Source organism: Oscillatoria sp. HE19RPO, from assembly GCF_024220515.1.
GTDB lineage: Bacteria > Cyanobacteriota > Cyanobacteriia > Cyanobacteriales > Laspinemataceae > Laspinema.
This window is the reverse complement of sequence record NZ_JAMXOT010000297.1, coordinates 1-1,911: the sequence shown is the minus strand read 5'-3', so window position 1 is coordinate 1,911 and position 1,911 is coordinate 1. Positions and strand designations below refer to the sequence as shown.

The window sequence follows — 1,911 nt, the reverse complement described above, 5'->3', positions numbered from 1 at the left end:
ACTTCTATTTAGTCAGCATAGCACCTATTAAAAAAACCCTCTTAATGGTTTAAGAGGGTTTTTGTCTTCTTTACAGGGTTATGGTTTCGGGTGCAAAATTCTCATCAGTTCGTTGAATAATAACTCTACTCCCTTGGCAGCAGTTTGACTGACAATCAGTTTTCCGAATCTTTTTCTCGCCTCACCCTTTTTTACCGGGGATGTTTTCTCGCCATCGGTTCCCAATAGCGCGGGGAGATCAAGAGTAAGGTTTAGACTTTGCTCTAGTTGAATGACGATTGCAGGGGAGAGTAAGGGTCCCAATTGAGTCTTGAGAGTTGCGATCGCATCATGTTTCTGCTTTTCCAATAACCGGGAATGGTAGATCTCAGGGTTATCGTTATATTGCCGGGTCCTGGAATCATAGAACTCACCGAGTTGTTTCGCAATTGCGGTATCGGGACGGTTTCTTGTTGGTGCGATCGCAGTCACGATCCACAAGTACAACATTTGCCGCGATATTTTGGATCCACTTTTCCGGATCCTTTCCTTATCACCGGATGAGTCTTCAATCCCTCCGTAGCCTAACCGTTGTTTAAAACGAGCTCGCCACGTCCGATAATTCCCAGAATGCAGGAACCGCTCGATCGGGTAAATCTGAGAAATTACCCACGATTTAGTTCTCAACCCCATCCCGAGGGAATCCATAACTTGATTGTAGGCATTGAACTCTGGGAGTCTTAAAAGCGCGCCTAGTTCAGTCTCGATCGCGATTTCCCAGTCAGTTAGCTGGCAAAGTTGATTCGCTAGATTGCGAGAATATTCCGAGATCTCAACTCCATAGGTAGGGGCAATCGAGATCTGGTAGAGTTTCTCGTAATACCCCTGATCCTTCTTGACGTTCCGTTTCCTTCCCGCTATGAAACACCATAAGGGAATTTGTCCGTCGGGCCCTCGTTGAGAGTTCTTAAGTGCTGCCTCTGGGAACTCGCGAGCTAATTGCTGCCGTAATCGGTTGACAACCGGACTCTGGATCCGATTCAAGTTTTGCAGTTGCAGACAACACTCCCGCATCGGGATAATAAAGCTTTCATGCTCATAACCCAAAAATGCCTCTGGATAGTTCCAATTCGTGAGGGCATAAGCTGCAAGTGCAAGCGCGTCAGCCGCATCGTTTTTATCGGGCAACTTTTTCGATTTGCGAAAGGATGCAACCTCGCTATGACCTACCCACAAAATTTTAATCCCGTGACTTTTGAGGATATGTGCCCAAATCCAGGAATAATGTACTCCAGTCGGCTCAAGTACCACACAGTCAGGGTTTAGGGCGAGTAATTCTTTAATCCCATCGCGGTTAGAATATAACCGAGGGAATGATTCCTTGTTTTCCTTAAAGTACAGTTTGAGGTTGTAAGGTGCTTCTGTCAGGGGACACGCCACCACGTTATCTTTACTGACATCCAAGCCAATAACGACTGATTTTGATTCCATAAGTTTTCAAGGTTGTTTCTGGGAGTATTTGCACAAATCTCCCCCTCTGTTTTAGAGCCACGAATCTCCCGAACGGTTGCAATTCTATTTCAAGCTTCTAAAGGGGAACACCGCTATGGTGGCAGTAACCTAGCCCACGAAGTAAGAAAACCTTTAAGGTCTATTTCTATGTCAAAGCCCTGAGTTACTGCCTAGCGGCACCGGGTCAATGACCCGGGCGGTTCAATTGCGCTATCTCCCCGCGATCCTCCCTTTGGGGGAAGATTTCGATCCATAGATAGCAGTGGATCAGGCGATCGCCATCAGTGCGATCGCCCCTGGGAAAACCCAGTCATCAGGCGGAAATTAAGGCACGAGTATCTGAGAGATCATTGGTTTCATCGTTTCGAGGCACTCAATAAGGTGCTGGACCAAGGCGATAGCTTGATCACCCTCAAAAGT

At 46.8% G+C, this 1,911-nt stretch carries 1 protein-coding gene; it reads right to left on the bottom strand.

The features are described 5' to 3' along the window. Positions 1-78: 78 nt before the first annotated feature. Entirely contained in the window at positions 79-1,470 is a 1,392-nt protein-coding gene (locus NG833_RS24120) for a transposase (protein ID WP_254567821.1), read from the bottom strand. Positions 1,471-1,911: the final 441 nt, after the last annotated feature.